At 69.7% G+C, this 24,833-nt stretch carries 17 protein-coding genes and 1 riboswitch; of the genes, 7 read left to right on the forward strand and 10 right to left on the reverse strand.

Going from position 1 to position 24,833, the window contains the following annotated elements; all coding sequences use genetic code 11:
- Nucleotides 1-6 precede the first annotated feature (6 nt).
- The 7 genes from OG194_RS01615 to OG194_RS01645 all read right to left on the reverse strand — a co-directional run bounded on the left by OG194_RS01615 (nucleotide 7) and on the right by OG194_RS01645 (nucleotide 6,990).
- Complete coding sequence (locus tag OG194_RS01615) at nucleotides 7-609, reverse strand: helix-turn-helix domain-containing protein (RefSeq protein ID WP_327398972.1); 603 nt, start codon at nucleotides 607-609, stop codon at nucleotides 7-9.
- A 66-nt stretch (nucleotides 610-675) separates the two neighbouring features.
- Nucleotides 676-1,371 carry an alpha/beta hydrolase gene (locus OG194_RS01620; protein WP_327398973.1) on the reverse strand — a complete coding sequence of 232 codons (696 nt, stop codon included), beginning with the start codon at nucleotides 1,369-1,371 and terminating at the stop codon, nucleotides 676-678.
- 130 nt (nucleotides 1,372-1,501) lie between these two features.
- A complete protein-coding gene (locus OG194_RS01625) occupies nucleotides 1,502-2,818 on the reverse strand; it encodes a dihydrolipoamide acetyltransferase family protein (protein ID WP_327398974.1) in 1,317 nt (438 codons plus the stop codon).
- A gap of 13 nt (nucleotides 2,819-2,831) precedes the next feature.
- The gene (locus OG194_RS01630) at nucleotides 2,832-3,800 is read right to left on the reverse strand and encodes an alpha-ketoacid dehydrogenase subunit beta (protein ID WP_327398975.1); all 969 of its coding nucleotides are present in this window, start codon (nucleotides 3,798-3,800) and stop codon (nucleotides 2,832-2,834) included.
- Entirely contained in the window at nucleotides 3,797-4,936 is a 1,140-nt protein-coding gene (locus tag OG194_RS01635; RefSeq protein WP_327398976.1) for a thiamine pyrophosphate-dependent dehydrogenase E1 component subunit alpha, read from the reverse strand. Before OG194_RS01635 ends, OG194_RS01630 begins: the two co-directional genes overlap by 4 nt.
- A gap of 69 nt (nucleotides 4,937-5,005) precedes the next feature.
- Nucleotides 5,006-5,767 carry an SDR family NAD(P)-dependent oxidoreductase gene (locus OG194_RS01640; protein ID WP_327398977.1) on the reverse strand — a complete coding sequence of 254 codons (762 nt, stop codon included), beginning with the start codon at nucleotides 5,765-5,767 and terminating at the stop codon, nucleotides 5,006-5,008.
- A 77-nt stretch (nucleotides 5,768-5,844) separates the two neighbouring features.
- Nucleotides 5,845-6,990, reverse strand: a complete 1,146-nt coding sequence (locus tag OG194_RS01645; RefSeq protein ID WP_327398978.1) for an acyl-CoA dehydrogenase family protein — start codon at nucleotides 6,988-6,990, stop codon at nucleotides 5,845-5,847.
- A gap of 186 nt (nucleotides 6,991-7,176) precedes the next feature.
- On the opposite strand from OG194_RS01645, the gene OG194_RS01650 reads away from it, so the two are divergent.
- Nucleotides 7,177-7,626 (forward strand): Lrp/AsnC family transcriptional regulator, encoded by a 450-nt coding sequence (locus tag OG194_RS01650; protein ID WP_327398979.1) that lies wholly within the window; start codon nucleotides 7,177-7,179, stop codon nucleotides 7,624-7,626.
- Between the two features lie 114 nt (nucleotides 7,627-7,740).
- Nucleotides 7,741-8,547 (forward strand): class II aldolase/adducin family protein, encoded by an 807-nt coding sequence (locus OG194_RS01655; protein ID WP_327398980.1) that lies wholly within the window; start codon nucleotides 7,741-7,743, stop codon nucleotides 8,545-8,547.
- A gap of 32 nt (nucleotides 8,548-8,579) precedes the next feature.
- Here OG194_RS01655 and OG194_RS01660 read toward each other — a convergent pair whose 3' ends face one another.
- On the reverse strand, nucleotides 8,580-9,509 hold the full coding sequence (locus OG194_RS01660) for an oxygenase MpaB family protein (protein ID WP_327398981.1): 930 nt from the start codon (nucleotides 9,507-9,509) through the stop codon (nucleotides 8,580-8,582).
- 30 nt (nucleotides 9,510-9,539) lie between these two features.
- Nucleotides 9,540-9,977 (reverse strand): hypothetical protein, encoded by a 438-nt coding sequence (locus OG194_RS01665; protein ID WP_327398982.1) that lies wholly within the window; start codon nucleotides 9,975-9,977, stop codon nucleotides 9,540-9,542.
- Nucleotides 9,978-10,059: 82 nt separating this feature from the next.
- On the opposite strand from OG194_RS01665, the gene OG194_RS01670 reads away from it, so the two are divergent.
- The 5 genes from OG194_RS01670 (at nucleotide 10,060) to OG194_RS01690 (ending at nucleotide 22,112) form a co-directional block, all read left to right on the forward strand.
- On the forward strand, nucleotides 10,060-17,895 hold the full coding sequence (locus OG194_RS01670) for an alpha/beta fold hydrolase (RefSeq protein ID WP_442811477.1): 7,836 nt from the start codon (nucleotides 10,060-10,062) through the stop codon (nucleotides 17,893-17,895).
- 252 nt (nucleotides 17,896-18,147) lie between these two features.
- Nucleotides 18,148-18,351 (forward strand): cold-shock protein, encoded by a 204-nt coding sequence (locus OG194_RS01675; protein ID WP_019056860.1) that lies wholly within the window; start codon nucleotides 18,148-18,150, stop codon nucleotides 18,349-18,351.
- A gap of 180 nt (nucleotides 18,352-18,531) precedes the next feature.
- Nucleotides 18,532-20,115: a DEAD/DEAH box helicase gene (locus OG194_RS01680; protein WP_327398984.1), complete on the forward strand. Its 1,584-nt coding sequence runs from the start codon at nucleotides 18,532-18,534 to the stop codon at nucleotides 20,113-20,115.
- A gap of 64 nt (nucleotides 20,116-20,179) precedes the next feature.
- Complete coding sequence (locus OG194_RS01685; protein WP_019056862.1) at nucleotides 20,180-20,506, forward strand: SCO5918 family protein; 327 nt, start codon at nucleotides 20,180-20,182, stop codon at nucleotides 20,504-20,506.
- Between the two features lie 160 nt (nucleotides 20,507-20,666).
- The gene (locus OG194_RS01690) at nucleotides 20,667-22,112 is read left to right on the forward strand and encodes a glyceraldehyde-3-phosphate dehydrogenase (RefSeq protein ID WP_327398985.1); all 1,446 of its coding nucleotides are present in this window, start codon (nucleotides 20,667-20,669) and stop codon (nucleotides 22,110-22,112) included.
- Nucleotides 22,113-22,217: 105 nt separating this feature from the next.
- Here OG194_RS01690 and OG194_RS01695 read toward each other — a convergent pair whose 3' ends face one another.
- A complete protein-coding gene (locus OG194_RS01695; RefSeq protein WP_327398986.1) occupies nucleotides 22,218-24,299 on the reverse strand; it encodes a DUF1996 domain-containing protein in 2,082 nt (693 codons plus the stop codon).
- Nucleotides 24,300-24,658: 359 nt separating this feature from the next.
- A riboswitch (cyclic di-AMP (ydaO/yuaA leader) is annotated at nucleotides 24,659-24,833 on the forward strand.

Genomic DNA, 24,833 nt, shown 5'->3' on the forward strand with positions numbered 1-24,833 from the left:
CGATTCTCAGCGCGAGTCCGCCGAGTTGCGACGTGACGAGGCCGGAATGGGGTGCCGCATCGGAACAGTTGCCGCTGTTGATGCGATCAGGACGGTCGCGACGGCATCGTCCTTGTTGGTGAGGCGATGCTCCTTCGACGAATCGAAGTGCACCGAATCCCCGGTGTCGAGCTGAAGCGAGACTCCCGAGATATCGAGTGTGATCGCCCCTGACAGCACATGCAGCCATTCTTCGCCGACGTGCCGCGCGGTCTTGGTGTTCTTGCCGGCTGTCAATTCGAGCCGGATGACGGACATGGTTTCCCGCGGCCCGCTCAGTACGGTGTACCGGCCGTCCTGCCCGTCACGCGTCATCGCCGCGTCGGCACGCACCAGATGGAAGTCGTCCTGATCGGGTTCCTGCACCAACTCGCTGATGGATACGCCGTAGACGCGGGCGATCTGGAGCAGGCTGCCGATGGACGGCTTGCGTACACCCTTCTCCAGGCGCGAGAGATGCGCCGAGGAAATGCCGGTCTGTTCGGCCAGTGTCGTCAGGGTGATGCCGCGCTCGCCCCGCATGTCCTTGAGGCGTTGGGCAACCCAGAGATCAGTGTCCTCGATCGGCATTCCCGCACACTAACATGCCTCTGAGGCAAGAGAGCGGGCCTGATAGGTACATCGAACGGTCTCCCTCTACACGAGGTTCAGCAGCTCGCGTTCAAGGATGTGCGGGCTCGTCAGCAGCCCGACATGGGTGACATCGCGCAGTGCCACGACCCGGAATCCCCGTTTCTCCGCCGAGGCGGCGATATCGGTGAAGAGGGCCTGATCCGCGCAGTAGATGTAGGTGACCGCCCTGCTCGCCAGCGCGTCCTCGCTCCCGGGACCGAGCGGCTCCTCGTGGGTGAAGCGCGGCATCGGTGTCAGCCTGCTCGAAAGCCAGGCCGCCCCCTCGTCGTCCGCCCCGAGCAGCCCGGGGTCGAGCGCCGCCACCTCCCACTCGGCGGGCCCCGGCGACTCGGAGAACGCCTTCTCCAGCCACGGCAGCATCGTGAACGCCGACTCACCGGTCACGGGGGCGAACGCGTCCGCGTACACCACCTGCCCGACCCGGTCGGGGGCGAGCGCGGCCGCTCCCGTGACCACCATCCCGCCGTAGCTGTGCCCTACGAGGATCGCGTCCACCACCCCTTCGGATTCGAGGAGTTCGGCGATCTCCCGCGCGTGCACGCTCAGGCCGACGTCCGGCGCGGAGAGTTCGCGCCGCTCGGCGAGGCCGGTCAGCGTGGGCGTGAGAACCGTGTGGCCGGCGCTCTCCAGCAAGGGGCGCAACCGGTCCCACACCCAGCCACCGCCCCATGAACCGTGTACGAGTACGAACGTAGCCATGGCCCGCTCCTCATGAGATTCCAGAACCCCTCGGTCTTCCCACAGAGTCACGGTCCTGCCCTACCCACGTCAACCTCATGGGCAAAATAAGTTGCCTCTTAGGCCAACAGGTCGATCGGTACGGCAGTCGTCACAGCATCGCCAGCCCCGGTTCCTGAAGGATCTGCGCGGTATTGGCCAGCAGCTCGGAACCCTGCCTGCCGTCCATGAGCCGGTGGTCGAAGGAGAGCGCCAGCTGGGTGCCCCAGCGAGGCTCGATGCGTTCGTTTCCGTCGTCGTCCTGGACGACCCAGGGCATACGGCGGACAGCTCCGACGGCGAGGATCGCGGCCTCCCCCGGGTTGAGGATCGGCGTACCGGTGTCGACGCCGAACACCCCCACGTTGGTCAGCGTGACGGTGCCGCCGGTCATGTCCTGAGGGGAGGTGCGGCCGGCTCGGGCGGTCGCTGTAAGGTCCGCCAGCGCCTGGGCCAGCTCGTGCAACGACATCCGGTCCGCGCCCTTGATGTTCGGCACGACCAGACCGCGATCGGTCGCCGCCGCCACACCGAGATTGACGTAGTGCTTCAGGACGATCTCCTGCGCCGCCTCGTCCCAACTGCTGTTCGCCTCAGAGGTCTTGGCCAGCGCGACCAGAAAGGCCCGGGCGAAGAACAGCAGCGGAGTGACCCGCAGATCGCGGAACTCCCGGCGCCCCGCGACGAGTTCACGAAGACGCATGGTGGCGGTGACGTCGACGGTGATGAACTCGGTGACGTGCGGCGCGGTGAAGGCGGAGGCGACCATGGCGGCGGCCGTGTGCCTGCGAACTCCCCTGACCGGTATGCGGGTTTCGGTATTCCGAGAGGCGTCCGGCGCGGGAGCGGTCTGCGGGGTCGCGCCTCGGGCGGCCTCGTGGACGTCTTCGCGGGTGATGGTGTTCCCGGGTCCAGTGGGCGCGACGGTCGTCAGGTCGACCCCGAGATCCTTGGCGAGTTTGCGCACCGGCGGTTTCGCCGCCGGCCGAGCTGCGGCAGGCTCCGGCGCGCCGACCTCAACGCTGTCCGCACGTTGCGGCTGTGCGGGGGCGGGGGCGGGGCGCCTCCTGCGGCGACCGGCGCCGGTGCCCTGTGGACCGTAGCCGACCAGCAGTGCGGCCTGTTCCGCGTCCGGCAGCCGCACCGCCCCGGCGTCCGGCGCTCCGCCCGCCGCCTCGCCCGGTGTGTCGGTGTCGATCGTGATGAGCGGCCTGCCGACCGGAAGCAGGTCGCCCACCTCCGCGTGGAGGGCGCTGACCACGCCGGCGTAGGGCGAGGGAAGTTCGACAGCGGCCTTGGCCGTCTCCACCTCGACGATGATCTGGTTGACCTCGACGACATCACCGGGCCGGACCGACCAGGCGAGGATCTCCGCCTCCGTCAGACCCTCGCCGACGTCGGGGAGCAAGAACTGCTGCGGGCTCGTCATGACGGCGCCCCTCCTAGTAACTCAGGCTGCGGTCAATGGCGTTGAGGACCCGGTCGACACCGGGCAGCCAGTCCGACTCCAGCCGGCTGGGCGGGTAGGGGGTGTCGTATCCCGTGACCCGTACGACGGGTGCTTCGAGGAAGTGGAACTCCTCGTCCTGCAACCGCGCGGCGACCTCGGCGCCGAACCCGTGCGAGAAGGCGGCCTCATGGACGACGACGGCTCGGCCGGTGCGGTGCACGGACGCGCGGACGGTCGTGACGTCCCACGGAGACAGGCTGCGCAGATCTACGACCTCCACGCTGCGGCCCTCCTCCGCCGCGACGTCGGCCGCCTCCAGGGCGACCGGCACGGTCGGGCCGTAGGCGATCAGCGTCACGTCCGTTCCCGCGCGGCGGACGACGGCCTGCTCCAGCGGGAGCGCCGAGGCCGGGTCGACCTCTCCCTTGGTCCAGTAGTGCCGCTTGGGTTCGAGGAACACCACGGGGTCGTCCTCGGCCACGGCCTGCCGGATCATGTGGAACGCGTCGTTCGGGGTGGCGCAGGTGACCACCTTCAGCCCGGCCGTGTGGGCGAAGTACGTCTCCGGTGACTCCGAGTGGTGCTCGATCGAGCCGATGCCACCGCCGTACGGGATGCGGATCACGACGGGCAGGGAGATGCGGCCCGCCGAGCGGTGCCGGAGTTTGGCGAGCTGGGTGATGATCTGGTTCACGGCCGGGTAGACGAAGCCGTCGAACTGGATCTCGCAGACCGGCCGGTAGCCGCGCATCGCGAGGCCGATCGCCGCTCCGACGATGCCTGCCTCGCCCAGCGGGGTGTCGACGACTCTCAGGTCCCCGAACTCCTTGCGCAGTCCGTCCGTCACGCGGAACACACCGCCGAGCCGGCCGATGTCCTCGCCCATGAGCAGGACGTGGGGATCGTCGGAAAGGGCTTGGCGCAGGCCGTCGTTGAGGGCCTTGACCATGGAAACGGTCATGTCCGCTCTCCGTCCTGCGGGCCGGTGGGGACGAACTCCATGTGCTGGCGCAGCTGTTGGCGCAGATCGGCGGGCATCCGCGCGTAGGTGTGCTCGAAGGGAGAGGACGCGTCGGGGTCGGCCAACGCGCGGCAGTCGGCGCGCAGTTGTTCGGCCAGGTCCCGCTCGCGCGCTTCGAGGTCGGTGAAGTACTCGTCGGTCACGGCGCCCGTCGACTGGAGATGGGCGCGCAGCCGCTCCAGAGGGTCCCGGGCGGTCCAGTCCTCGGTCTCCTCGGCGGCCCGGTAACGCGTCGCGTCGTCGGCCGTCGTATGGGCGTTGACGCGGTAGGTGACCGCCTCGATCAGCGTCGGGCCACCGCCGGTTCGCGCCCGGTCCAGCGCCTGGCGCGTCGCGGCGAGGCAGGCCAGTACGTCGTTGCCGTCGACGCGTATGCCCGGAAAGCCGTATCCGGCGGCGCGTTGGGCCGCGGGGATCCGGCTCTGCACGCTGTAGGGGGCGGAGATGGCCCACTGGTTGTTCTGGCAGAAGAAGACCACCGGCAGGTTCTGGGCGGCGGCCCAGATGAACGCCTCGTTCGTCTCGCCCTCGCTCAGCGCGCCGTCGCCGAGGAACGCCAGCACGGCCGTGTCGCGCTCGGGGTCGCCCGAGCCGGTGCTGCCGTCCCGGTACAGGCCCATCGCGTAGCCGACCGCGTGCAGGGTCTGTGCGCCGATGACCAGCGTGTACAGGTTGAAGTGGTGTTCGTAGGGGTCCCAACCGCCCAGCGTGGTCCCCCGGAAGAGTCCGAGGAGCGACACTGGGTCGAGGCCGCGGCACCACGCCACGCCGTGCTCGCGGTAGGTGGGGAAGACCATGTCCCGGTCGTACAGCGCGTACGCGGCTCCGACCTGTGCCGCCTCCTGGCCGCGAAGCGACGGCCACAGGCCCAACTCCCCTTGCCGCTGAAGGGCGATGGCCTCCGTGTCCAGGCGGCGGACGAGTGTCATGTCACGGTAGAGGGCGGGGAGGTCGACGGTCGCCGGGTCGAGGGGCAGCCGGCAGTCCGTACCCAAGTTCCCTGCTGGGTCGAGTAGTTGGATGGGCGGATCGGCCAGTGACGTTTCCGACGGCGGGTCTTGTACGGCGTGTGCCATGCGTGCTCTCTTTCCGGGCTACGCTCTCGACGAGGAGAGCGGGTCAACGGGCCTTGTCGGTACGGGGGTTCAGCGCGGGGCCATGCGCAGGGCGCCGTCGAGGCGGATGACCTCGCCGTTGAGCATCGGGTTGTCGAGGATGTGGGTGACCAGCGCGGCGTACTCGTCCGGGGAGCCAAGACGGGACGGATGCGGTACGGCGGCGCCCAATTGGGTCCGTGCCTTCTCCGGCAGGCCCGACAGGAGCGGGGTGTCGAACAGCCCCGGCGCGACCGTGACCACGCGGATGGCCGAGTCTGCGAGGTCCCGGGCCGCGGAGAGGGTCAGCGAGACCACCCCGCCCTTGCTCGCGGCGTACGCGGCCTGGCCGATCTGGCCGTCGTAGGCGGCGATGGACGCGGTGCAGACGATGACGCCCCGATCCCCGTTGTCCGGGGCGTTGTCGGCCATGACGGCGGCAGCGGCGGCGAGCACGTGGAAGGTGCCGAGCAGATTGATCTCGACCACGCGCCGGAAGTCCTCGGCGGGCAGCACTCCCCGCTTGCCCAGGATGCGGCCGGGCGTCGCGATTCCGGCGCAGTTGACCGCGGCGCGCACCGGCCCGTGCTCTGCCGCGTGGGCGAAGGCCTGCCGCACCTGGTCCGGATCGGTCACGTCCGCCGCGACGAAGTGGGCGCGCTCCCCCAACGCGGCGGCCGCGGCCTCCCCTTGGCTGTTCGGGAGGTCCAACAGCACGACGGTGCGGCCCTGTCGGTGCAGCCGGTGTGCGGTCGCCCGCCCCAGCCCCGAGCCGCCTCCCGCTATGACGGCAACAGCATCGCGAGATGTCACGGTGCCCGCCTTCCTTCAAGTCGTCGGAAACCTGCAAAGCCCAGGAAAGGTGCAAGTCGTAGGAAACGAGGCCGAGTTCAGGAGTCGGCGAGATGGCGGCCGATGACCATGCGCTGGATCTGGTTGGTACCCTCGAAGATCTGCGTGATCTTCGCCTCGCGCATATAGCGCTCCACGGGGTGCTCACGGACGTATCCGGCACCGCCGAGGACCTGCACGGCGTCGGTGGTCACGGCCATGGCGGTGTCCGTCGCGATGAGTTTGGCGATGCTGGCCTGGCGGCTGAACGTCTGGCCGACATCTTTGCGTCGGGCGGCGACCAGGTAGGTGGCGCGGGCCGCCTCGGTGCGCGCGGCCATGTCGGCGAGCAGGAACCCGACGCCCTGGTGCTCGATGATGCGACGGCCGAACGTCTGTCGCTCACGGGCGTAGTCGACCGCGTGATTGAGCGCCGCCTGCGCGATCCCGACCGCGACCGCGGCGATGCCGAGCCGGCCGGCGTCGAGTGCGGACAGCGCGATCTTCAGCCCCTGGCCGGGCTCGCCGATCAGCCGGTCGCCGGGGATCTGCACATCGTCGAAGTGCATCACCGTGGTGGTCGAACTCCGCAGCCCCATCTTGCGCTCCGGAGCACCCGCGCTCAGGCCGGGCGAGCGGGCGTCCACGTGGAAGCAGGAGATGCCGTTGCGCGGGTCCGCGGACGTACGCAGGAAGGCGGTGTAGAAGTCGGCCTCACCGCCATGCGTGACCCAGGCCTTGGTGCCACGGGCCACCCACGCCTCGCCGTCACGTGTCGCGCCGGCCCGAATGGCGCTGGGGTCGGAACCCGCGTGCTCCTCCGACAGGCAGTAGGCACCGAGTGCGGCGCCGCTCAGCTGCCACGGCAGCAGCGTTTGCCGCTGTGCCGCGGAGCCGAAGGCCGAGACGGGGTGGCACGACAGCGTGTGGACGCTGACACCGACGGCGACAGCGGCCCACCGGGCGGCCAGCTCTTCGAGTACTTGCAGGTAGACGGCGTAGGGCTGGCCCCCTCCCCCGACGTCCTCGCCGAACGGAAGGGTCAGCAGCCCCGCCTCGCCCAGGACGCCGAACACCTCACGAGGAAAGCGGCCCTCTTCCTCGAACTCCGCTGCGCGCGGGGCGAGTTCCTTGTCCGCGATGTCGACCGTCAGCTCCAACAGCTCCCGGGCTTCGCCGGACGGTAGTTCGCGCTCAACCTTCACCGCTGGGTCCCTTCCTCACGCCCTCGAACGGCGGTCGCCGACCAGTTGCAGGCGTTGTCAGTGGACCGGCGGGACACAGGCGATGGCAATTAAGTTGCGGGTATCTTGCATGTGATGCAAAAAAGTCGAGCGAGACCAAGTTCGCCCGCACAGAACGAGCGCCACGAAGAAGAAGAGGAGGCCCACATGACCGACACGGCACTCATCGACAGCGTCGACCGCGCGATTCTGGAGCTGCTGGTCGAGGACGGCCGCCGGACGATGACGGAGATCGCGGAACGGGTCAGCCTCTCGCCGTCGGCGGTCAAACGCCGGGTCGACCGGCTGGAGCGGGTCGGAGTCATCGCCGGCTACACGGTCACCCTCGACCACGGCAAGCTGGGCTCCGGCTTCGAGGCGTTCGTCGAGCTGCGGTTCGCCGGCGACGTCAAGGTCGAGGCGATCACGATGGCCGCCACCAGCGTCCCGGAAGCCCTGGAGGTCTTCACCGTCGCGGGTGACCCCGACGCCCTGGTCCGCGTCCGGGTGACCAACGTGCAGCACCTGAGAGACGTCATCGACCGCCTCCGGCGCACCGGCGCCGTGATCGGCACGAAGACGCTCATGGTGCTGGGCGCGTGGCGCAGAGGTGACTGAAGGGGTTGGCCGCCAGTACCCATGAGGCAATATTTCTTGCCTATGAGGTTGACACAGACCGGAAGATGGTTGCAGCCTGAAAGAAATTCGCCGCGCCCCGGAAAGGACGTACCGATGTCCCTCACCACCGGCAGCAACGACATCGACTTCGAGAACACCGAGGAACTGGACATTCCTCGCCTGGCGGAGAGTCGCGAGACCATCGAGGCCGAACGCGCCCATCGCAAGCGGCAGTTGGCGGCGGCGTTCCGGATCTTCGCCCGCTACGGCTTCGACGAGGGCATCGCCGGACACATCACCGCGCGGGACCCCGAGTTCCCCGACCGGTTCTGGGTCAACCCGTACGCGGTGCACTTCTCCAAGATCCGCGTCAGCGACCTGCTCCTCATCGACGAGGAGGGCCGGGTCGTCGAGGGCGAGCGCCGGACCAACAAGGCCGCCTTCTGGATCCACTCCTCCATCCACCAGGCCCGCCCGGACGTCGTGGCCGTGGCGCACGCCCACACCATCCACGGCAGGGCCTTCGCCTCACTCGACAAGCTCCTGGACCCGATCGTTCAGGAGTCCTGCGCCTTCTACGACGACCACGTGCTGTTCGACGAGTACAAGGGCCTGGTGCTGGAGCGGACCGAGGGCGAGCGGATCGCCGTCCGGCTCGGCGACCGGCGGGCCGCGATCCTCCGCCACCACGGCCTGCTGACGGTCGGGCGGTCCGTCGAGGAGGCCGCGTGGTGGTTCATCACCATGGACCGCGCCTGCCAGATGCAGCTCCTCGCCGACGCCGCCGGCAAGCCCCGCGTCATGACCGAGGAGGAAGTCACCCTGGCCCACCGGCAGTTCAGCAACGCCAACATGGCCCGCCACAACTTCAACCTCCTGGCCGACCTCGTCGTGGAGGAAGAACCCGACGTCCTGGGCTGAGCCCCGCCGCGAGGACAACCACTCGTCGACGGCTACACATCGGGCGCGTAGTGCTTGCCGTCACCCCTGCGCTCCACCGGCGGCAGATTCCGTCGCGGCGTCTCGACCGGTCCTACGGCGAGACCGCGCGCCCGCCGCCAAGCGGCCCGGGCCCGCGGGTGGTAGCGCCGCTCGAACGGCACGAGATGCCAGCCGAGCGCGACGGTACGGCCCACCAGCCAGAGCCCGACCGCGCTCCGACGCGACCAGCGATAGCCCAACTTGGCGCGCACCGCGGACGGATACATCCCGACGGTGAGCCACACGAAAGGCCGGGTCAGCGGCCCCCGGATCATCCGCCACACCACGTCCGGCAGCCACTTCACAAAAGGCGGCTTGCCTATGCGGCGGATGTCGAGCACGGCACGTGCCGCCCAGTTGTCCTCCAGGGTGTCGGCGCACATCCGCTCGAAGTAGGCGGTGAATCCTGCCCAGTTGGCGGGAGCGGGCCGGTCGCTGACCCCGTAGAGCCGGTACCACTGAAGGCTCTCGGCGTAGAACCGCTCCTTCTGTTCCTCCGTCAGCGGCCGGCCGAAGTACTGGCACAGCAGCACCGGGACCATGACGAAGGTCGCGTGCGCCCAGAAGAAGGTGTCCGGGTCGAGGGCGTGATAGCGGCGCCCCTGGCTGTCAACCCCCTTGATACCGGCGTGATAGTCGCGGACCTCGCGTGCGGTACGGGCCGCGTCCGGGCCGTCGTAGATCACTCCGGCGATCGGGTAGAGCGAGCGGAGCAGGCGTTCCCAGCGCTCCTCGAAGAACTCTGAGTGTTCCTCGACTCCGGCGCCGAGGGCGGGGTGCATGTTCTGCATCGACCCGGCCCAGAGGCCGATCAGCATGCCCCGCCAGTCGCTGAAGTACCGCCAGGCCAGAGATGACGGACCGAGCGGCTCGGGTGTCGACGGGTCACCGGGGGTGGTCAAGGGCCGCTCCTGACTGCCGAGTTGTGGTTGTCACAGGGCCCACCAGCAGTACAGCCGCCGGTTCTCCGCTGATGCTCTCCTGGCCAGGCCGGACAACCGATGGAGCAGTTCCGCCGTCTTGGTGGGCGTGAATCTCAGTTCTTCGACAGCCGCGAACGGCCCTGCCGCCAGTTCCAGTCGCTTATCGGACGCCGTGGCCAGGGCGTCCCGGAGGGTGTCGGAGACGCTGATGACGACGGCTGCCTCGGCCTCGGGGTCCGAGAGCAGTTGCCCGGAGCGGGGGCGGGCGGGCGCCTCGTCGTAGGTGCAGTCGGTGAGGATGCCTTCGAGCCGCGCCATCACGACCACCGGGTCGATGCCCTTGAGGGACAGCACGTCGAACACCGACGGATCGGGCCCGCCCGGCCCGTCGAGGACGCCGACGGCAGCCTCGTCACTCGCGGCCGAGAAGTAATCGCACATCACCATGCCGTAGAGCGTGCCCTATGCCGCCGTCCGACGGCGACTGTCGTACGGTGACCGCTCGCGGTGGGGGAACGAAAGGGCGGGAATGGTAATTTACGGGGGCGAGTCGGTGCGTACACTGCCGGACATCCTGCGGGAGCACGCGACTCGGATCGGCGAGAAGACCGCATACCGGGACGACCGACGTGCCGTCACCTACCGGGAGTTGGAGCAGCGCACCGGCCGAGTGGCGGGACATCTGGTGCGGCTCGGAATTCGGCGTGGGGACCGGGTCGCGATCCATCTGGGCAACCGGGTGGAGCTGGTGGAGACCTGGCTCGGTGTGCTGCGCGCCGACGCGATCGGCGTGCTGCTCAACCCCGGTGCGTCGGAAGAGGAGTTGGCGTACTTCCTCGACGACAGCGGCGCCGTGGCCATGGTGAGCGAGGAACCGCCCACCCAACTCGCCTCCGTACAACGGGTGATCGTTGTCGGACAGGACGACCCGCCCGAGGGCACGATCGCCTTCGAGAGCCTCGCCGGTACGGATTCGGGTACGGCACCCCGTGACGACCTCGATCTCGACGAACCGGCCTGGATCCACTACACCTCGGGCACCACCGGGCAGAGCAAGGGCGTTGTCTCCACCCAGCGTTCGGGACTGTGGTCGGTGACGGAGGCCTATGTACCGGCGTTCGGACTGAGGCAACAGGACCTACTGCTCTGGCCGTTGCCGATGTTCCACGCCCTCGGCCACTCCGTGTGCCTGTTGGGCGTCCTCTCGGTCGGTGCGACCGCGCGCGTCCTCGCGCCGGGCGCGAACCTCGCCGAGGCGCTCACCGCTGAGCAGTTCACGATCCTGGGCGGCGTGCCCGCGACCTACCGCCTCCTGCTGGAGTCGCTACGGGAGACCGCGCGTCCGGTGCCACCCTCCCTGCGCGTGTGTGTCAGCGGAGGCGCGCCCTGCTCCCCCGAGTTGCGAGCCGAGGTCGAACTGACCCTGCTCGCACCCCTGTTGGACGGGTACGGCTCCACGGAGACCTGCGGGAAGATCGCGATCGAGCGGCTCGACGGCCCCCGCGACGATCCCTCGCGTGGTTTCCCGCTGCTGGTACTGGACGTCCGGATCACCGATCCGTCCACCGGTGCCGAGGCCGGCGAAGGAGACGAGGGTGAGATCTGGGTGCACGGTCCCGGGGTGATGACCGGCTACCACAACCGCCCGGACGCGACCGCCGAGGCGTTCACCGACGGCTGGTACCGCACCGGGGATCTCGGTCGGCGCGACGCGAACGGTCAGCTCCATGTCACCGGCCGGCTCAAGGAGTTGATCATCCGGGGCGGTGTGAACATCAACCCCTCCGAAGTGGAGCGGGTATTGCTGGCCCGCCCCGACATCGCCGACGCCGCCGTGGTCGGCAGGCGGCACGACGTGCTGGGCGAGGTGCCAGTGGCGTTCGTCGTGCCCGGCCCGGACGGGGTCGACACGGCACTGGCCCTCGCCGCCTGCCGAGAGCGGCTCTCCGGGTTCAAGGTCCCGGACGAGATCTATCCGACCGCGTCCCTCCCCCGTACCGCGACGGGCAAGATCGCCCGGGCCGTGCTCGCCGAGCAACTGCCGGAGCGCCTCGCGGCGGAACGTACGACCGCCTCGGCCGCGCTGCGCGAGCGGCTCGCGGCCGCGTCCGACGCCGTACTCGACCTGGTTCTCGAAGTGACGGCACGGACTCTCGACATACCCGTGCGCGAACTGGACTCTGAACTGCCCTTCAACGAACAGGGATTGACCTCGCTCGGCGCTGTCCTGCTGCGCGACCGGCTCGGCACGGCGACCGGGCTCGCGCTGCCCGCGACGCTGGTGTTCGACCACCCCACGCCCGCCGCCGTGGCGACCCTGGTGCGCGACGCGCTGCACGGCGACCGCCCCGCTCGTACAACCGGAGACAGCTACAACGCCGAACCCGGGGAACCGATCGCCATCGTGGCCATGGCCTGCCGCTATCCGGGCGGAGTCGAATCCCCGGAGGATCTATGGCAGTTGGTAGCCGACGGCACCGACGCGACCTCCGACTTCCCCGCCGACCGCGGCTGGAACGTGGCCGACCTCTACGACCCGGACCCCGACCGCCTCGGCAAGTCCGTCACGCGCCGGGGCGGATTCCTGGACAGGGCGGCCGACTTCGACGCGGCTTTCTTCAGCATGTCGCCCCGCGAGGCCCTCGCCACCGACCCCCAGCAGCGACTGCTCCTGGAGACCGGCTGGGAGTTGCTGGAGCGGGCGGGCATGGCCCCCACCGGTCTGCGCGACAGCGACACCGGTGTCTTCGTCGGCGTCATGCACGCCACCTACGCGAGCCGTCTACTGCACCGCGGCGGGCACGAGTTGGAGGCGCATCTCGCCCTAGGTTCGGCGGGCAGTGTGGCCTCCGGCCGTATCGCCTACACGCTGGGGCTGCGCGGGCCCGCCGTGACGGTGGACACCGCGTGCTCGTCGTCGCTGGTCGCGATGCACGCGGCGGTACGGTCCCTGCGCGACGGGGAGTGCTCACTCGCCGTCGCCGGCGGGGTCACGATGATGGCCTCGCCCGGCCCGTACATCGCGTTCAGCAGACTGCGCGGGCTGGCTCCGGACGGCCGCTGCAAGCCCTTCTCGGCGGCGGCCGACGGCACCGCCTGGGGCGAGGGTGTCGGCCTGGTCCTGCTGGAACGGCTCTCCGACGCACGACGCAACGGCCATCCCGTACTGGCAGTGCTGCGCGGCTCGGCCGTGAACTCCGACGGCGCGTCCAACGGGCTCACCGCGCCCAACGGCCCTGCCCAGCAACGGGTGATCCGCTCGGCGCTGGCCGACGCGGGACTGACCCCGGCCGACATCGACACCGTGGAGGCCCACGGCACGGGCACCGCACTCGGCGACCCGATCGAGGCTCACGCACTTCTCGCGACCTACGGCCAGGATCGCACCGCCCAACGCCCACTGTGGCTGGGCTCGTTGAAGTCCAACCTCGGCCACACCCAGGCAGCCGCCGGTGTCGGCGGCGTCATCAAGACCGTCCTGGCCATGCGCCACGACCGACTCCCCCGCACCCTCCACGCCGACGAACCGTCGCCCCACGTGGACTGGTCGTCCGGCACCGTACGACTCCTGTCCCAGGACGAGGAGTGGCTCCCCGAGCCCGGCCGCCCGCGACGCGCGGCGGTGTCGGCGTTCGGTATCGGCGGGACCAACGCGCACGTGATCCTGGAGGAGCCCGAGGCGGCCGTAGTCGACGAACCGCCCCTTCGCCGCCCCGTGACACCCCCACTGCTGCTCTCCGCCGCGAGCCCGGCAGCCCTGCGCGAACAGGCTTCACGCACCGCCGACTTCCTGCGCGAGCACCCCGAACTCCCCTTGCCGGACGTGGCGTTCACCCTCGCCACCGCCCGAGCCGCGCTCCCCCACCGAGCCACCGTCACCGCCGACGACCGAACGGCGGCACTGGCCGCCCTCGATGCCCTGGCGGAATCCGCCCCGCCACAGACCACCGACTCCGCCGCCCGCCTGGCCCTGCTCTTCACTGGTCAGGGAGCCCAGCGGACGGGCATGGGAAGGGAGTTGTATGCAACCTTCCCAGCGTTCGCGGCCACCTTCGACGCCCTGTGCGCGCGCTTCGACGCCCACCTGGAACGTCCGCTGCGCTCGGTCCTCTGGGACACCGACGCGGGCGCGCTGTTGAACCGCACGGACTTCGCGCAGGCCGCCCTGTTCACTTTCGAGGTGTCCGTCTTCCGGCTGCTCGAATCTTGGGGCGTGCGTCCGGAGTTCCTGGCCGGACACTCGGTCGGCGAGTTGGCGGCGGCCCACTGCGCGGGTGTGCTGTCCGAGCCGGACGCTGTCGAACTGGTCGCTGCACGCGGGAGGTTGATGCGGGAGCTGCCGGAAGGCGGTGCCATGGTGGCGCTCGACGCGACCGAGGCGGAGGTGACCTCCGAGCTGTCCGACGGGGTCGCGATCGCGGCCGTGAACGGCCCCCGCGCGGTCGTCGTCTCCGGCGCGGAGGAACCGGTCCTCGCGCTCGCGGAGCACTTCGCGGTACGCGGCCGTCGTACCGTCCGGCTACGGGTCAGCCACGCCTTCCACTCCCCTCTCATGGAGCCGATGCTCACCGAATTCGGGCGTGTGGCAGGCGAGTTGACGTACGACTCCCCCACCCTCCCGGTGATGTCGGGCCTGACCGGGCTGCCGGCCACCGGGGACGAGCTGCGGTCGGCCGCGTACTGGGTACGGCATGCCCGTGAGGCAGTGCGGTTCGGGGACGCCGTGCATTGGCTGGCGCACGACGGACGGGTGACCGCGTTCGCCGAGATCGGCCCGGACGCCCAGCTCACCGCCCAGGCCGCGGCGAACCTGGCCGGGACGGGCGAGGAACCCCTCTTCGTCCCCGCGGCCCGCCGGGACGGCGCCGAGCCACGGACGGTGCTCGACGCGCTCGGCCAACTCCACGTCCATGGTGCGCGGTTGGACTGGCACCGGGTGTACGCGGACAGCGGCGCCCGACGGGTCGACGGCCTGCCGACCTATCCCTTCCAGCGGCAGCGCTACTGGCTGCCCGACACCGGCGCCGACGCGAGCGCCGGTTCAGGGCACCCGCTGCTCACACAGACAGTCACGGTGCCAGGCACCGAACGCCTGCTGTGCACGGGCAAGTTGTCCGGCGCGGCCCAGCCGTGGCTGCGCGATCACGTCGTGGGCGGGCACACTCTCGTGCCCGGCGCCGCGTTCGCCGATCTCGTGCTGCACGCGGGCGACCTCTGCGGTCTCGCCGTACTGGAGGAACTCGCCCTGCTGAACCCGCTGTTCCTCCCCGAGGACGACGACGAGGGCGTCCAACTCCAAGTGGTCCTGGGTGAGCCGGACGACTCCGGGCGCCGCAGCGCGGACGTGTACGCGCGACCCGAGGAATCCGGCGCACTCGGCGCCTGGACACAGCACGCGACCGGTCGGCTCGGCCCAGCCGTCCCCAACGTCCTGGACGGCACGCGCTCCCTCACGCCGTGGCCGCCGGCTGGTACAACGCGGGTGGATCTCGCCGGCGCCTACGAGCGGGCGGCCTCGGGCGGGCTGGCGTACGGTCCGGCATTCCAAGGCGTCACGTCGTTGTGGCGGCGGGGCGAGGAACTGTTCGCCGAGGTAGGCCCGTTGCCGGTCGCGGATGCCAGGCACCACATGCTCCACCCTGCCCTGCTGGACGCCGCCCTGCACCCCGGACTGCTCGCCGAACCCCCGACCGGCACGCCCCGACTGCCGTTCGCCTGGCGGGGGTTGACGCTGCACGCCACGGGCGCGACGGCCCTGCGCGTCCGTATGACGACGACCGGCCCGGACTCGATCACCCTCGACCTCGCCACCCCCACGGGCGCGCCTGTCGCCCGCCTGGAGTCGATGACGACCCGACCGGCACCGGAGATGGGTCCCACCCCGGCCGGAGAGCTGTACCGGCTGCGCTGGACGGGCGTTCCGACCGCCGGTGAGGTACCCGCCGTAGCGATGTCGGAGACGGACGACCTGAACCTGGCCGCGTTCCTCGCCTCCGCCGACGACGAGTCGTCCTGGTCCGAGGAAACGCCGGAGTTGGTCGTGGCGTCCTTGTCCTCTCCCGACAGCGCGAGCGCGGACCCGGTTGCCGCAGCGCACGAACTGACCGTGCGAGCAATGGAGTTGCTGCAAACACATCTCACCGGTTCCGGACGACTGGCCGTGGTCACGCGCGGTGCCTCCGAGGCCTCCCCGGACCTGCCCGCCGCCACGGTCTGGGGCCTCCTGCGGACCGCACAGTCCGAGTACCCCGGACGTCTCACCCTCGTGGATGTCGACGGACGCCCCGAGTCGCTACGACAGGTGTCCGCCGCCCTCGCCACCGGTGAGCCCCAAATCGCCGTCCGGGACGGCATGTTGAGCGTTCCCCGGCTGGCGACCGCACCCGGTCCGACGACCGACGGCTCCCTCGGCGAGGGCACTGTTCTCATCACCGGTGGCACCGGGTCCCTGGGGGCGATGCTGGCCCGGCACTTGGTCGACCGGCATGGAGTTCGGCGGCTCGTGCTCCTCAGTCGGCGTGGTGAACATGCGCCGGGCGCATCGGAGTTGCGGGACGCTCTCCAACAGGCGTGCGCGCAGGTGGACTTGGTGGCCTGCGACATCGGCGAGCGGGACCAACTCGCCTCCGTGGTCGGCACGTTCGGGCCCGACCTGACCGCCGTAGTACACGCGGCCGGGGTCCTGGATGACGGCGTGCTGGCCTCGATGACTCCTGAGCGGCTGGCGGCCGTGATGCGGCCGAAGGCCGAGGCCGCTTGGCAGTTGCACGAGTTGACGAAGGAACTGCCCCTGGCGCAGTTCGTGTTGTTCTCTTCTGCTGCCGGACTGCTGGGCAATCCCGGTCAGGCCAACTACGCGGCGGCGAACTCCTTCCTGGACGCGCTCGCTCGCCATCGAGCTGAACTCGGTCTGCCCGCGCTGTCGTTGGCCTGGGGCGCGTGGGCGGACGAGGAAGGGATGGCGGCGCGCAGCGGCCGGGTTCACGGCGGGCCGGTGCGCGCGGTCTCCCCCGAGCAGGCGTTCGTGCTCTTCGACGCCGCGCTCGGCAGCGGTGAACCGGTCCTCGCGCCCCTGCCGTTGGACCGCTCGCCGAAGGCCATCCCGGCCGGGACGGTCGTTCCGCCACCGCTGCGCGGGCTGTTGCGCGCGGAGCGGCGGTCGGCCTCCTCCGCCATCCCGGCGGACGGTGCCACCGGGTCCTGGCGGGACCGTCTCGCGGCGCTGCCCACGCCCGAGCGGCTGCCCGCGCTGCGGGCGCTGATCCGTACCGAGGTCGCCGGTGTGCTCGGGCACACGGACGCCGACGCGGTCGACCGGAACTTCTCGGAACTGGGCCTCGACTCCTTGATGCGGGTCATGCTCTGCAACCGGTTGAGCCTGCTGACCGGGACACCCCTCGCGATCACCGTGGCCTACGACTGGCCGGACACGGAACAGCTCGCCGAGCATCTGTACGGCGAGCTGCGCGGCGGCCTGTCCGACGAGGTCTCCGCCGCGACCGTCCCGTCGCCGGTCCGGGCCGGTGGGCGCGGGCGCGGCGCCGGGCAGTCGCTGCCCGCCCTGTACAGGAAGGTCTGCGAGACCGGTGACGTCGTATCGGCCATGCATCTCCTGGTGACCGCGTCCATCGGCGCGCCCGTCTTCGGGCCCGGGGAGTCCGCCCGGCACGCGCTGCCGCCGCTGCGGCTGGCCGCCGGTACCCGGGGTCCCGCCCTCGTCTGTGTTCCCGGCTTCGCCAGCAACCTGGGCCGCCCCTGGTACGCGGGACTCGCCCCTTGTTTCGAGGGCGAGCGGGACGTCTTCGAGGTACGGCACTCCGGGATCGACGACGGTGACGCGGTGGCCCGGGACCTGGAGTCGCTCACGGAGGCGCACGCCACGGCCGTACGGCATCAACTCGGCGACCGGCGCTACGTGTTGGTCGGTCACTCCATGGGCGGTACGGCCGCCCACGCGCTCGCCACCCGGCTGGCGGACCTCGGCGCTCCCCCGGCCGGGCTCGTGCTGATCGACTCGTACCACGTCACCCCGGACCGGGAGGCCGAGCCGTGGCTGTTGTCCCTGCCCGCGCGGATTCCGCTGATGGTCGGCGAGAGCTTCGACACGATGGTGGACGATCTGACGCTGCTGTCGCTGGGTGCGTACACCCGGATGTTCCGGGGCTGGCAGCCTGAGCCCATCAACGTGCCCACCCTGTTGGTGCGCGCCTCCGAGCCACTGGCGGACATGCCGCGGGAGTGGCGTTCGTCCTGGCCGGGCGTACGGGACACGGCGGACACCGCCGGCACGCATCTCAGCGTGCTGGAGGAGGACGCCGCGACGACGGCCAAGGTCGTCCGTGACTGGATCGACGCGCTGGCGTAGTCCGGCACGAAACCCAATATCTACGTCGGCGACATGAGAAATGAAATTAACGTCCGCACACGGCCGATCGCGCCGTGCTACTATTGATCTCAGTTGCAGTTGTGGTTGCCAAACCCTTCAGATGCCCACACCGCCCTCCGGGACGGTGGAGCATTTTTTTGTGTGTCCGGTTTCTTTCCGGCGGGGTGATCATCACGGCGACACGGAGTCCGCACACTGCGGGCTCCGCTGACCGCCCCGAAGGAGAACAAAATGGCCAGTGGCACCGTGAAGTGGTTCAACGCGGAAAAGGGTTTCGGCTTCATCGAGCAGGACGGTGGCGGCGCTGACGTCTTCGCCCACTACTCGAACATCGCCGCCCAGGGCTTCCGCGAGCTGCAGGAGGGTCAGAAGGTGACCTTCGACATCGCGCAGGGCCAGAAGGGCCCGACGGCCGAGAACATCGTTCCTGCGTAACGACGACGTTTACTTCGCAGCTGGGGCCCGCACCTTGGGGTGCGGGCCCCAGCTCGCTGCATTTTCCACGCTTTCGGCGATATTCCGCCGAAGCCACCGGCTCGTTCTTGCGATTCTCTGCGCCGTTCATTCACCGCGGGAATTCCTTGATACGTGCCATATCAAGGAAGGTTCCACATTTTGAACCGCGCACGTACGAATGACCGCTTCTCGCGAAAGCGTAATGGAAATCCGGAATCCGCAAAGAGCGGCGGCGGCTACCGCTCGGCAGCTCCGTCCGGCAACCGCTCCAGCGCGCCGCGCCGCTCCAAGGGCGGCGGCGGTGGCCGTCCGGTCGCCCTGCAGGGCGAGTTCGCCCTGCCGAAGACGGTGACCCCCGGCCTTCCCGCCGTGGACGCGTTCGCCGAACTCGACATGCCGGCAAAGCTGTTGGCCGCGCTCGGCCACGAAGGCGTCACCGTCCCGTTCCCGATCCAGGCGACGACGCTCCCCAACTCCCTCGCCGGCCGTGACGTGCTCGGCCGCGGCCGCACCGGCTCCGGCAAGACCCTCGCCTTCGGCCTCGCGATGCTGGCCCGTACGGCGGGCCGCCGAGCCGAGCCGCGTGCGCCGCTCGCCCTCGTGCTCGTTCCCACCCGCGAGCTGGCCCAGCAGGTCACCGACGCGCTCACCCCGTACGCCCGCGCCGTCAGCGTGCGGATGACCACCGTCGTCGGCGGTATGTCGATCGGCCGTCAGGCCGGGGCGCTGCGTGGCGGTGCGGAGGTCGTGGTCGCGACTCCGGGACGCCTCAAGGACCTCATCGAGCGCGGCGACTGCCGCCTGGACAGCGTGACCATCACCGTCCTCGACGAGGCCGACCAGATGGCCGACATGGGCTTCATGCCGCAGGTCACCGCACTGCTCGACCAGGTGCAGACGGGCGGCCAGCGGATGCTGTTCTCGGCCACCCTGGACCGCAACGTGGACCTCCTGGTCCGCCGCTACCTGACCGACCCCGTCGTCCACTCCGTCGACCCCTCCGCGGGCGCGGTCACGACGATGGAGCACCACGTCCTGCACGTGCACGGCACGGACAAGCAGCGCGCGACCACCGAGATCGCGGCGCGCGAGGGCCGGGTCATCATGTTCCTGGACACCAAGCACGCGGTGGACCGGCTGGTGAAGCACCTGCTGAACAACGGCGTCCGCGCGGCCGGTCTGCACGGCGGCAAGTCCCAGCCGCAGCGCACCCGCACCCTCGCCCAGTTCAAGGACGGGCATGTGACGGCGCTGGTGGCGACCAACGTCGCGGCGCGCGGCATCCACGTCGACAACCTCGACCTGGTCGTCAACGTCGACCCGCCCACCGACCCCAAGGACTACCTGCACCGCGGCGGCCGTACGGCCCGTGCGGGCGAGTCCGGCAGTGTCGTCACGCTGGTCACCCCCGACCAGCGCCGTGACTTCACCCGGCTGATGACCATGGCCGGCGTCACCGCGGAGGTCACCGCGGTGCGCTCCGGCGAGGAGGAGCTGACCCGGATCACGGGCGCCCAGGCCCCGTCCGGCGTGCCGGTCGTCATCCAGGCCCCGGTCGTGGAGCGCGAGCGCACCCGCCGTAGCCCGTCCTCCTCGTCGTCCCGGGGCCGTCGTGGCCGTCCGGCCGGGGCCGGCGAGGGCCGGTCCGCCGGTGGTGCGGCTCGGCGTGGCGGCAGCAGCGGCAGTGCCGGCGGCAGCAGCAGCCGGGGGCAGCGACGCTCGTCCTTCGGCTCTGCGGCCTGAGGACCAACTCGGCGCCTTCGGGCGCCCGTTCGGCCCCCGATCCTCCTTCTCTCTGTGAGGCAACATGCGCTGTGTCATCGCCCGGTATCCCTTCGACCTCACCAAGATGGGTGTCCTGGAGACGATGAAGGGCATCAAGCCCGAACTGGTCACGGGTGAGTCCGTGACCATCGGGCGGCGCCGCTACCCCGTCAAGCAGGTGGGGCAGGTCATCACCCGGCAGGACCCCCGTGACTTCAACAGCGGCGAGGTCATCCGGGCCATGACCCGGCTCGGCTTCACCTGCCACGGATTGCCCGAGGCCGTGCCGGTGCACGTCCTCACTCCGCTGGAGAACGCGTCGGCCCTGCTGGGCAGCGGCGCGGCCCAGGACGTGTCGGAGACCGTGTAGAAGCGACACCAGTACAGCCGGAGAAGGGCCCTGCCGACGCGCGTCGGCAGGGCCCTTCTCGGCGTTCCGGGCCTGCTACGGGCCGGGCGGCACCCCTGCTGAACGGGCAGATGAACAGCGGGTTAGCATATGAGCGCCGCCTAGCTCGAAAGAGAATTCTGTGCCTGTCAACGAGGACTCGTTCACCAACTGGAAGACCCGCGAGGAGATCGCGGAGTCGATGATCCCGATGATCGGGAAGCTGCACCGCGAGCGGGACGTCACGGTCCTGCTGCACAGCCGCTCCCTGGTCAACAAGTCGGTGGTCAGCATCCTCAAGACCCACCGGTTCGCCCGCCAGATCGCCGGCGAGGAGCTCTCCGTCGTCGAGACCCTCCCCTACCTGCGGACGCTCACCGCGCTCGACCTGGGCCCCTCGCAGATCGACATCGGCATGCTCGCCGCGACCCACCGCAGCGACGAACGCGGGCTCTCCGTCGAGGAGTTCACCGCCGAGGCCGTCGCCGGTGCCACCGGCGCCGACAAGATCGAGCGCCGCGAGGGCCGCGACGTCGTCCTCTACGGCTTCGGCCGCATCGGCCGCCTGGTCGCCCGCCTGCTCATCGAGAAGGCCGGCTCGGGCAACGGTCTCCGGCTGCGCGCCATCGTCGTAAGGCAGGGTGGCGACCAGGACATCGTGAAGCGGGCCTCGCTGCTGCGCCGCGACTCGATCCACGGCCAGTTCCAGGGCACGATCACCGTCGACGAGGCGAGCAGCACGATCATCGCCAACGGCAACGAGATCAAGGTGATCTACGCGGGCGACCCGTCCGAGGTCGACTACACGGCGTACGGGATCAAGGACGCCATCCTCATCGACAACACGGGCAAGTGGCGTGACCGGGAAGGGCTTTCGCAGCATCTGCGGCCCGGCATCGACAACGTCGTGCTGACCGCACCCGGCAAGGGCGATGTCCCGAACATCGTGCACGGCGTCAACCACGACACGATCAAGCCGGACGAGCAGATCCTGTCCTGCGCGTCCTGCACCACCAACGCGATCGTGCCGCCGCTGAAGGCGATGGCCGACGAGTACGGTGTGCTGCGCGGCCATGTGGAGACCGTCCACTCGTTCACCAACGACCAGAACCTGCTGGACAATTACCACAAGGCCGACCGACGCGGCCGTTCGGCGCCGCTGAACATGGTGATCACCGAGACCGGTGCCGCCTCCGCCGTCGCCAAGGCGCTGCCGGACCTGAAGGCGCCGATCACCGGGAGCTCGATCCGGGTCCCGGTGCCGGACGTCTCGATCGCGATCCTCAGCCTGCGGCTCGGCCGCGAGACCACTCGTGCCGAGGTCCTGGACTACCTCCGCGATGTCTCGCTCACCTCGCCGCTCAAACGGCAGATCGACTTCACCACCGCCCCCGACGCGGTGTCGAGCGACTTCATGGGCTCGCGCCACGCCTCGATCATCGACGCGGGCGCCACCAAGGTCGACGGCGACAACGCGATCCTCTACCTCTGGTACGACAACGAGTTCGGCTACTCCTGCCAGGTCGTCCGGGTCGTCCAGCACGTCTCCGGAGTCGAGTATCCGACGTATCCCTCCCCGGCTGTCTGACCGAGGTCTTCTGCCCCGGAGCGCTGAATGCGTGACGGCCCGGCCACCCCCAAGTGAGGGCGGCCGGGCCGTCGTTGTCACAGACGTGCACCTGGGTGCGCTGTGTCAGCGTGTACTGCGCTTGCCTCGGTACAGCACGACGAATCCGGCGACGAGCAGCAGCGCTCCGGCCACCGCGGGCCACAGATTCGCGCCGGTCTCCGCCAGCCCGCCCTGCGCCTGCGGCTGGTTCGGGCCTACGGCCGCGTAGCTCTCCCCGCCGGAGGACGAGGCGGGCGGTGTCGTCACGGCGCTGCCGACCTCGCCGCCGGAGCCGTTGTCCGAACTCCCCTGCGTCTCGCTCGACTTGGACCCTTCGGTCTTCGTGTCTGCCTTGGGGACCGAGACAGCCGTCGTCAGATCACCGGGGTCGGTGGTCTGGGTGTCGGTGGGCTCGGGGGCGTTGGTCTCGGTGTCCGGGGCGCTAGTCGCGGGGTCCGCGGTGGGCTCGTCACCGTTGCCGCCGTTGTCACCGTTCCCGGCATTGCCGCCGTTACCGCCATTGCCCTCGTTGCCGCCGTTCCCGGCGGGCTCGTCGGACGCGGTGGCCGTGGGCGCCGCCGTAGCGGTGTCGGTGGCCGACGGGGACTCCTGCGGCTCGCCGGAACCCCCACCGTTCCCGGAGCCGCCACCCGAACCGGAGCCGTCACCGGAGCCGGAGCCGTCGCCCGAGCCTCCGGGGTCGTCGTTCGTGCCGGCGCCGCACTTCTTGCCGTCGTTGATGCAGCTGACCATGTCCTTCATCAGGCCCTCGTCGAAGACGTTGATGAAGTCGCCGTGGTCGGTGACGGGCTTGTGCTGCTGCTCGGGGAAGGAGTCGACCGCGAACAGCGGGGTCGTCTTGCCGCCGTCCTGGAGGCTCGGCGCGTCCACGTCGTAGACGATCCGCTGCACCAGCTGCGGGATGGCCTCGAAGCCCGTCGGGCAGGAGCCGTCGGCGGCCTCGAAGGCCACGTGGGTGCGGTGGTTGGCGCTGTCGATGTTGCGACCGTCCCAGCAGCTCTGGAACTTGAAGGTGCGCACCACGTCACTGCCCGCGGGACACAGCGGGTACTTGTCCTTGAGCTGCCGGTCCTCGAAACCGGTGCAGCTCCAGGAGGCGTTGGCGTTGGCCGGGCCGTTCACGAAGGCCTTGGCGTCGCCGGTGATGATGCGCAGGAGGCGCGGCATCGCGACGACCTTGCTCTTCGGGTTCCCCACGAACGTCAGCGTGGCCGCCTTCGCGGTGACGATCTGACCGGAGTTGCCCTCGGTGCCGCCGCCGGGCTTGTCCGCGTCCCGCTCCTGCTTGCCGTTCTGGAGCCGCAACACGGGCCAGTAGTACGTGGACTTGTCGCCCGGGTTCTCACAACTCGTGTCGGCCTTCGCCAGGTCGTCGTCGCTCGCGAAGGCGTTGTTCGACTGGTTGCCGATGTAGTCGTGGAAGTGGTGGGCTCCGTTGGTGACTCCGGGCGCGACGATCACGTTGTCCGAGTTGAACAGGCCGTTCTCGTTCACGCCACATGCGGTGACGAACGTGCCGCGGGAGGCGTCGCCCTGGTCCTGCGGGGTGTTCACGTTGGGCTGCACGGAGGTGATGTCCGCGTAGTCCGAGGCGACGGGCCCGTTCGTGGACTGCTGGTTCCCCTGCTCGCCCTGGCCGTCACCCTGCTGCTGGTCCTGGCCGGTCGGGTCGGCGCTACCGCTCTGGTCACCCCCGCTGCCGTTCTCGTCGCCGTTCGTGGGGGCGATCAGCGTGCAGCCGGCGAGCGCGTCGAGACCCTCGGGGCGGTCCCCGACCCGGTCGATGGCGTCGTCGATCCGCCCGATCGTCGCGGCCCGCTTCTCCTTCAACGGATTCATGATCGCGTTGTCGGCGAAGGAGGCGTCCTGGCGTATGGACTCCGTCGAGTCCTTCAGTTTCTGGTAGGCCTCGGTTATCTGCTGGTCCAGAAGCGCGAGTTGGGCGTCGACCTCGGTCTTCGCCTCGTCGGGGACCGACGTCAACTGGGTGCCGATGTCCGGGCAGTCGATCGTCGCGCCACTCGATGCCGCGTCGGGAGACCCTTGCTGGGACGAGTCACCGCCCCAACCGCCTTCGGACGCCGACGCGTAGACGTTCGCCGCCACCAGTCCTCCGCCGCCCAGCATCAGGGCGACTGCTGCCATCGTCGCGCGTCGTGCGCCCGTTGGGCGTCTGCGCGTGTTGCGTGCCAAGGAAGTTGCTCCTACACGTATCGGTCGGCCCGGATCGTCCCGGCATGGAAATCCCCCGTTCCAATACGGAGCGGGACGCCAGTGTGTTCAACCGTCCCAAAAATTCATAGCGACCTCATATGGATCACCCGACTCGGCGGACCCATGAGCCCTCGATCGAACCCTCGACGCATCCAGCCGAAGTATCTGAGCGAGGTAAAGGTCACAAAAACGTATCGGACATATCGCGCTTCAACCTTCACACGAGGCACACACGTTGGCTAAGTTGACGCTCAGACCGTACGACCTACTCCGGCGATCAGCGCCGGGCCGCACGGTTTGCGCCGAGTCCGGTGTGTCGCTCGCGACAGCCGGAGCCGGGGACCCAACCGAACTTGGGGTGAATCGACCCGACCGCCCGCTTGGGCAAGGGTCGTAGGGCAATCCTTCCGTGATCGGCCGCCCGAACCCGACAGCTAACCCGGTAGGCGCGATACGGAAGGAGCA

The sequence above is a fragment of the Streptomyces sp. NBC_01288 genome (assembly GCF_035982055.1).
In the GTDB taxonomy this organism is placed as follows: Bacteria; Actinomycetota; Actinomycetes; order Streptomycetales; family Streptomycetaceae; genus Streptomyces.

What these genes read in the sequence shown, in the direction of transcription:
- OG194_RS01695 (WP_327398986.1), bottom strand. Translation starts at nt 24,299, where the DNA reads ATGGCAGCAGTCGCCCTGATGCTGGGCGGCGGAGGACTGGTGGCGGCG.
- OG194_RS01630 (WP_327398975.1), bottom strand. Translation starts at nt 3,800, where the DNA reads ATGACCGTTTCCATGGTCAAGGCCCTCAACGACGGCCTGCGCCAAGCC.
- OG194_RS01665 (WP_327398982.1), bottom strand. Translation starts at nt 9,977, where the DNA reads ATGGTGATGTGCGATTACTTCTCGGCCGCGAGTGACGAGGCTGCCGTC.
- OG194_RS01620 (WP_327398973.1), bottom strand. Translation starts at nt 1,371, where the DNA reads ATGGCTACGTTCGTACTCGTACACGGTTCATGGGGCGGTGGCTGGGTG.
- OG194_RS01685 (WP_019056862.1), top strand. Translation starts at nt 20,180, where the DNA reads ATGCGCTGTGTCATCGCCCGGTATCCCTTCGACCTCACCAAGATGGGT.
- OG194_RS01615 (WP_327398972.1), bottom strand. Translation starts at nt 609, where the DNA reads ATGCCGATCGAGGACACTGATCTCTGGGTTGCCCAACGCCTCAAGGAC.
- OG194_RS01655 (WP_327398980.1), top strand. Translation starts at nt 7,741, where the DNA reads ATGTCCCTCACCACCGGCAGCAACGACATCGACTTCGAGAACACCGAG.
- OG194_RS01670 (WP_442811477.1), top strand. Translation starts at nt 10,060, where the DNA reads ATGGTAATTTACGGGGGCGAGTCGGTGCGTACACTGCCGGACATCCTG.
- OG194_RS01635 (WP_327398976.1), bottom strand. Translation starts at nt 4,936, where the DNA reads ATGGCACACGCCGTACAAGACCCGCCGTCGGAAACGTCACTGGCCGAT.
- OG194_RS01625 (WP_327398974.1), bottom strand. Translation starts at nt 2,818, where the DNA reads ATGACGAGCCCGCAGCAGTTCTTGCTCCCCGACGTCGGCGAGGGTCTG.
- OG194_RS01650 (WP_327398979.1), top strand. Translation starts at nt 7,177, where the DNA reads ATGACCGACACGGCACTCATCGACAGCGTCGACCGCGCGATTCTGGAG.
- OG194_RS01675 (WP_019056860.1), top strand. Translation starts at nt 18,148, where the DNA reads ATGGCCAGTGGCACCGTGAAGTGGTTCAACGCGGAAAAGGGTTTCGGC.